This window comes from Campylobacter sp. S4:11, assembly GCF_024723695.1.
Lineage (GTDB): Bacteria > Campylobacterota > Campylobacteria > Campylobacterales > Campylobacteraceae > Campylobacter_D > Campylobacter_D jejuni_C.
Genome location: NZ_JANQDC010000005.1, coordinates 95,284 through 101,283 on the forward strand (window position 1 = coordinate 95,284; position 6,000 = coordinate 101,283).

General features: G+C 28.9%; 7 protein-coding genes and 1 pseudogene. 4 read left to right on the forward strand and 4 right to left on the reverse strand.

The genetic code is table 11. The features are described 5' to 3' along the window. Positions 1–39 precede the first annotated feature (39 nt). The 4 genes from CAMP5053_RS02955 (at position 40) to CAMP5053_RS02970 (ending at position 3,245) form a co-directional block, all read left to right on the forward strand. Positions 40–651 carry a DedA family protein gene (locus CAMP5053_RS02955; RefSeq protein WP_087700732.1) on the forward strand — a complete coding sequence of 204 codons (612 nt, stop codon included), beginning with the start codon at positions 40–42 and terminating at the stop codon, positions 649–651. Further along, positions 638–1,891 carry a DUF2920 family protein gene (locus CAMP5053_RS02960; RefSeq protein ID WP_337217221.1) on the forward strand — a complete coding sequence of 418 codons (1,254 nt, stop codon included), beginning with the start codon at positions 638–640 and terminating at the stop codon, positions 1,889–1,891. Before CAMP5053_RS02955 ends, CAMP5053_RS02960 begins: the two co-directional genes overlap by 14 nt. Before the next feature lie 62 nt (positions 1,892–1,953). Beyond that, a complete protein-coding gene (locus tag CAMP5053_RS02965) occupies positions 1,954–2,730 on the forward strand; it encodes a threonine/serine exporter family protein (protein WP_214100686.1) in 777 nt (258 codons plus the stop codon). Continuing rightward, positions 2,727–3,245, forward strand: a complete 519-nt coding sequence (locus CAMP5053_RS02970; RefSeq protein ID WP_337217222.1) for a threonine/serine exporter family protein — start codon at positions 2,727–2,729, stop codon at positions 3,243–3,245. The genes CAMP5053_RS02965 and CAMP5053_RS02970 overlap by 4 nt, the downstream gene beginning before the upstream one ends. Here the strand turns inward: CAMP5053_RS02970 and argS are convergent. The 4 genes and pseudogenes from argS to CAMP5053_RS02990 all read right to left on the reverse strand — a co-directional run. Then, entirely contained in the window at positions 3,242–4,837 is a 1,596-nt protein-coding gene (argS, locus tag CAMP5053_RS02975; protein ID WP_337217223.1) for an arginine--tRNA ligase, read from the reverse strand. The two genes, CAMP5053_RS02970 and argS, sit on opposite strands and share 4 nt — an antisense overlap. A gap of 9 nt (positions 4,838–4,846) precedes the next feature. Continuing rightward, positions 4,847–5,086 (reverse strand): twin-arginine translocase TatA/TatE family subunit, encoded by a 240-nt coding sequence (locus tag CAMP5053_RS02980; protein WP_039618758.1) that lies wholly within the window; start codon positions 5,084–5,086, stop codon positions 4,847–4,849. 1 nt (position 5,087) lies between these two features. Continuing rightward, the gene (gmk, locus tag CAMP5053_RS02985; RefSeq protein ID WP_087700150.1) at positions 5,088–5,702 is read right to left on the reverse strand and encodes a guanylate kinase; all 615 of its coding nucleotides are present in this window, start codon (positions 5,700–5,702) and stop codon (positions 5,088–5,090) included. Next, a pseudogene (locus CAMP5053_RS02990) lies at positions 5,699–6,000 on the reverse strand (hypothetical protein); the annotation flags it as partial. The pseudogene CAMP5053_RS02990 and the gene gmk, both read right to left, overlap by 4 nt.

Here is a 6,000-nt window from a genome sequence, read left to right on the forward strand (position 1 = left end):
CTAAACTTATATCATTAGCTTAAAAAATAAAGGTTATTTATGCTTGGTGATATTGTAGATTTTTTACTCACTCTTGCAAAAGATTGGGGTTATTGGGGGATTATCTTTCTTATGTTTATAGAGAGTTCCTTTTTTCCTTTTCCTAGCGAAGTAGTGATGATACCTGCTGGATATTTAGCTCATCAAAACGAGCTTAACTTTTGGTTATGTTTACTTTGTGGGACTTTTGGAGCTCTTTTAGGAGCTTTATTAAATTATTATTTATGTTATTTTTTAGGACGGGAAGTTCTTTTAAAAATATGCAAATATTTTGGAGTTAATGAAACAAAATTTGCTCAATTTGAAGCCTTTTTTAATAAACATGGCGAAATATCCACCTTTAGTGGTAGATTAATCCCTGGTTTACGTCAATACATTTCTTTACCTGCTGGACTCGCAAGAATGAATTTGAAAAAATTTATGTTTTATACCAGCTTAGGAGCAGGAATTTGGTGTTTAATCTTACTTGTATTAGGTTATATTTTAGGCAAAAATGAAGATTTAATCAAAGAATATTTACATTTTGTTATTATAGCTTGTATTGTTTTTGCTGCTATGATTGTAGCTATTTATATCTATATCCAAAAAAGGAAAAACCATGCTTCAAACTAAATTTTTTCAAATTCCATCTTTTGATGATATAGAGCTTAACATACAAAGACAATCTTTATTAGATTTTAGAATTGATTATGATGATGAAAAAGAAATCGAAGCTATTGTATTTCTTTTACCTGGTCTAGGTAGTGATATCAATGATACATACCAAAATAAGCTTATTTATAGAGTTTTAGAAAATCATAATGTAATATGCGTAAGTGTAAATTATTTTTGTATACAATGTAGGCCACAAAATGGTGCTAAATTAATACTAGATAGCTTTGATCAAAACATTATCACTACTATTTGTAATACTTACAATATAAATATTACTAATAAATATTTTCAAACATACAAAGATGTTTTTAGCTTTTTAGATTTAGAAATTGAAAAATTAAAAACAAATAACAAACTATCAAAAGACAATCTTGTTGATATTTCTGTAACTTGTGAACCACCAAATGGAGAATATCAAAATTTTGGTATTATGCAAGCACTAGATTGTCTACAAGTATTATCTTATATCAAAACAAATCACAATCTCTTTAATTATATGAGGGGGGGGGATATCTCAACACTTCCAATTGTTCTTATTGGAAGCTCTCACGGCGGATATGTCTCACATCTAATGGCAAAATTAATGCCATGGGAAATTGATGGGGTTATAGATAATTCATCTTATGCTAAAGTTTTTCTGCCCTTAGTTGGTTTTACAAAAGAAATAGACTTTATAAAATATTTTGAAGCTTCTTTTATTGACCCCAAATATAAAAATTTAAAATTTAATGCTTTTACAAAAACGCATTTTACAAGTAATCCTAGCTCACCCTATTATTTTTCAAAAGCCTTTAGAAGAATACGTAACATTTTAGACGAAGAGCATTTACAAATTCAAGCACAATTTCCAAAAACCATTTATAGATCTTATCATAGTATGCAAGATTTGAGATTTGCTCCACCTGAAGATAAAATTCAACTTTACAAAACACTAAAAAAACTTGGTTTTGACGCTGACTTAACAATAATTGAAAAAGAAAGTCAAGTTGATGGAAAATTTATAAAAAATCTTGAACATGGTATGGGTATGTCCTTAAAAATGCTAATCAATAAAGAACTGCCAATAGTATTAGAAAAAATCTCAAAGCAAAAGAAAAAAACAATAGTTAAAAAAATTACCTACCCAAGTGAAAATTTACTTTATACTTTTTCGAAAAACGAAAATGATTTTCCGCAGTTTTTTTTAGATTATCATTAATTTTATAATATTTTATATTTAAAATTTGATAAAATCCTATAAACTATTTCAAAGAAAATACTATGGAAAAACCATCAATTCAAAATTTAACGGATTTTTTAATCGAATATATTAGTGTTTTTTTAAGTGCTGGAACTTACACAGCAAGAGTGGCAAAGTGTGTTGGAAGAATAGCTAATGCATATGGTTATGAGATTAATATGAATTTTTTCTTTCACCATACCACACTAAATATTTTTGATAAAAATGATAATTCCATACAAAGAACCTATATCATACCTAATAAGCACAATCATATTAATTTTAAACTTATTTTAGAACTCAGTGCATTAAGCTGGCAAATTCATGATCATAAATACAACCTAGAAGAAGCTGAATTTTCTCTTTTAAAACTCAAACAAAGCAAAAGAAATCCTTTTTTAGCTAATTTATTTTTAGTTTCAGTAGCAAATTCAGCCTTTTGCAAGCTATTTGGAGGAGATTTTTACGGCTGTTTATTTGTATTTTTAGCTACTTTAGTAGGTTTTAGCTTAAGAGTTTTACTCACTAGAATAAAAATCGATTTAAGAATTCAATACATTATTTGTTCTTTTTTATCCTCACTTATTGTGTTTTTTGGAGTGGATTTAAAACTCGTGCAAGAAGCCAATGTTGCTTTGGGTTCTAGTATATTGTATTTAATTCCTGGGGTTTATTTTATAAACTCCGTTATAGACATTTTAAAAGATCATATACTTATGGGGCTTAGTCGTATTATAAGCGTAGTGATATTAGTGTGTTGTATTGCCATTGGAATTTATACTACTCTTGGTATTAATGATTTTGGGATTTTAAGATGATTGATTATTCTTCTATACTTTGGGATATGTTTTTTGCGGCTTTAACAGGATTTGGCTTTGCTTATGTGTGTAATCCACCCTTTAAAACACTCATACTCTCAGCCATACTAGCCGCTATAGCTCATGGCATGCGCTTTACTTTAATGGGATATTTTGGTTTTCAAACCTTAGCTATTGCAACCTTTATAGCTTCTTTTAGCATAGGTTGTCTTGGATTATTTTTGGCCAAAATTTTTAAAACGCCTGCTGAAATCATAGTTTTTCCTGCTCTCATTCCTATGATACCTGGAATTTATGCCTATAAAGCAATTTTATATCTTATTTCATTTATACGCTCAGAAGATATCAACGAAAAAACTAATTTCTTAATTCAATTTTTTGATCATTTTTTCACAACACTTTCAGTAACACTAGCCTTAGCAGTAGGAGTAAGCGTAACCTTGCTTTTGTTTTTTGAACAAAGCTTTATGATGACAAGAAGTATCAAAAAAAGCAAAAATCACGATCAAAATTAATCGTGATTCATTTTATTTTTTGCTTCTATTCCCATAAGTGCAAAAGCTGTTTTAATGCTCAAAGCACATATAGCAAAAAGTTTTAAAAGCTCATCTTCATTGCTTGAGCCAACAACTTTATTTTCATTATAAAATTTATGAAACAAAGAAGCTAAATTTTTTAAATAATCAGGAATTTTTTGCAAGGCTCTTGACTCAAATGCATCATTAAGTACTGCTTTTAAATTTAAACTTTCAAATAAAAGATTCATACCATCTTCATTTAAACTCTCAAATTTAGCATATATAACATCATTTACACTCTTACCTGCCTTGGCAAATACTTGATGAATTCTCGCATGAGCATAATTAATATAATACACAGGATTAGAGCTATCTTCTTTTTTAAACTCATCTACATCAAACTCCAAATGTGTATCGCATTTTTTACTAATAAAAATATATCTTAGCACATCACTACCAAGTTCTTCTAAAACATCACCCATTAAAATGAAATTTCCTGCTCTTTTACTCATTTTATAAGGCTCGCCATTTTTTAACAATGAAACCATTTGTGCTAAGATAATTTCAAGATTTTGACTATCATGACCTAAAAATTCCATAGCAGCTTTCATTCTAGCAATATAGCCGTGATGATCAGCCCCCCATATATTAATACACTTATCATAACCGCGGCTCATTTTATCTTTATGATAAACTATATCAGCAGCTAGATAGGTTCCTTTTCCATCATCTTTAATAATCACACGATCTTTTTCATCACCTTTAGCACTTGATGCAAGCCATATTTTACCATCTTGCTCATAAGTACCACCATGTTCTTTTAAGGCTTTTAAAGTATTTTCTAATTCACTATAATAGCTTGTTTCACTCACATAAGTATCAATAAATATCTTAGCATCGGCTAAATTTTGCTTAATAATTTTTAGCATTTTATCCTTAGCCCAAAGTGCTAATTGCGGAATATTTCCTTCTATAAAAAAATCTTTTTCAAATTCAGCAAAAGCCTCTTTTGCTACATCTATGATATATTCACCTTTATAATACTCATCAGGATATTGAACTTGCTCTTTTAAGCAATGTTCTTTTACTGCAAGCAATATAGAAAGACCTAAAAGATAAATTTGATTACCCGCATCGTTAACATAATATTCTGTATCAAATTTATATCCTAAATGTCTAGCAACCCTAGTTAAAGTATCACCAAAAATAGCCCCTCTAGCATGCCCTATGTGTAAAGGTCCTGTTGGATTTGCACTCACATATTCAAGTAAAAAACTCTGCTCTTTTTTCTCATCTTTTGCAAAATTTTCACTATCGCTTAAAGCTTGTGTAGCTAAAGAATTTAAAAAAGCTCTTGAAAGCTTAAAATTTACATAACCATTTAAAGCTTCTACACTTTCAAAACATTCACAATCTTTTAACTTAGCAACAATATCATTAGCAATTATCATGGGATTTTGCTTTAATTCTTTAGCCAAAGAAAAAGCTAAAGGTGTAGCAAAATGAGCTAGATTTTTATTCTTAGGATTTTCTAAGATAAAATCTCTTCCTAATTTTTCTTTAATTTTTTTATAAACTAAAGTTTTCAATGTTTTACCTTAAGCTTTTTTTACTTCTTCATTGTTTTCTTTTACAAGCACATCTTTTTCATTAATTTTTTCAATTTTTTGTGCATCTTCTTGAACGATTTTTTTATCATCTTCTGTGTTCATTTCATCTTTAAAAGTTTTAATACCTTTTCCTAGACCTTTGGCAAGCTCTGGAATTTTTTTTGCACCAAAAAGCAACACTACTATAAGTAATATAATCAACCATTGGGTTCCACTTGGCATATGCATTTTATTCTCCTTTATTCCATTGAATTTGAATTTGTTTTAAATCATGTTTTGTACTTTTTAATTTTGAAGCTTCAAAAACCGCTTCTAACTCTCTATAGCTTTTTTCAAGATCATCATTTATGATTAAAAAATCATACCGATCCAAATAAGCCATTTCATCACTAGCATTTTCTAATCTTTTGCTAATATCTTCTATTTTATCAGTATTTCGCTTAAGCAATCTTTTTTCAAGTTCTTTTTTATTTTTGGTTGTAATAAAAACAGAAGTAATATATTCAGGCATTTTTTCTTTAGCTATACAAAAACCTTGCACATCGATATCAAAAACAACACTTTTACCCTCTTGCAATGCTTTTTTTACAGGGATTAATGAGGTGCCATAATAATTTTTATGCACCAAAGCCCACTCTAAAAAATTGCCTTTTTCTATACCTTGTTTAAATTCTTCTTCACTGATAAAAAAATAATCTACTCCATTTTTTTCATTTTCCCTAGGAGCTCTTGTTGTGCTTGAAATAGAAAAATAAATATTATCTTTTTCTTTAAAAAGCCTTTGAAGCAAGGTGCTCTTACCTGCTCCACTTGGCCCTGAGATGATTAAAATTTGACCACTCAATGTTTATCCTCATCAAAGCTTATATTAATGTTTATATTCATTTTCATGCCTTTTAAGGTTGCTTTTAAAGTATCATCAGTAATACTTGAAGTAATAGTTTGAGCTATGCTTTTACTAAGTTCATTTACCATTTCATCTTCTTGTAAATTTTCTACTTTTTCTTCAGTATTTACCTTGCTCTCTTCTTTCTTTTCTACAATAACTGGAGCAAGCTCTTCACCTAAAGCTAACATAATATCATTTTCATTTAAATTTGCAAACTCATCTTGTGTATCATCTAAAATTGCGCCCATATTTT

Coding starts and splice junctions, on each gene's coding strand:
- CAMP5053_RS02955 (WP_087700732.1), top strand. CDS start 40: ATGCTTGGTGATATTGTAGATTTTTTACTCACTCTTGCAAAAGATTGG.
- CAMP5053_RS02960 (WP_337217221.1), top strand. CDS start 638: ATGCTTCAAACTAAATTTTTTCAAATTCCATCTTTTGATGATATAGAG.
- CAMP5053_RS02965 (WP_214100686.1), top strand. CDS start 1,954: ATGGAAAAACCATCAATTCAAAATTTAACGGATTTTTTAATCGAATAT.
- CAMP5053_RS02970 (WP_337217222.1), top strand. CDS start 2,727: ATGATTGATTATTCTTCTATACTTTGGGATATGTTTTTTGCGGCTTTA.
- CAMP5053_RS02980 (WP_039618758.1), bottom strand. CDS start 5,086: ATGCATATGCCAAGTGGAACCCAATGGTTGATTATATTACTTATAGTA.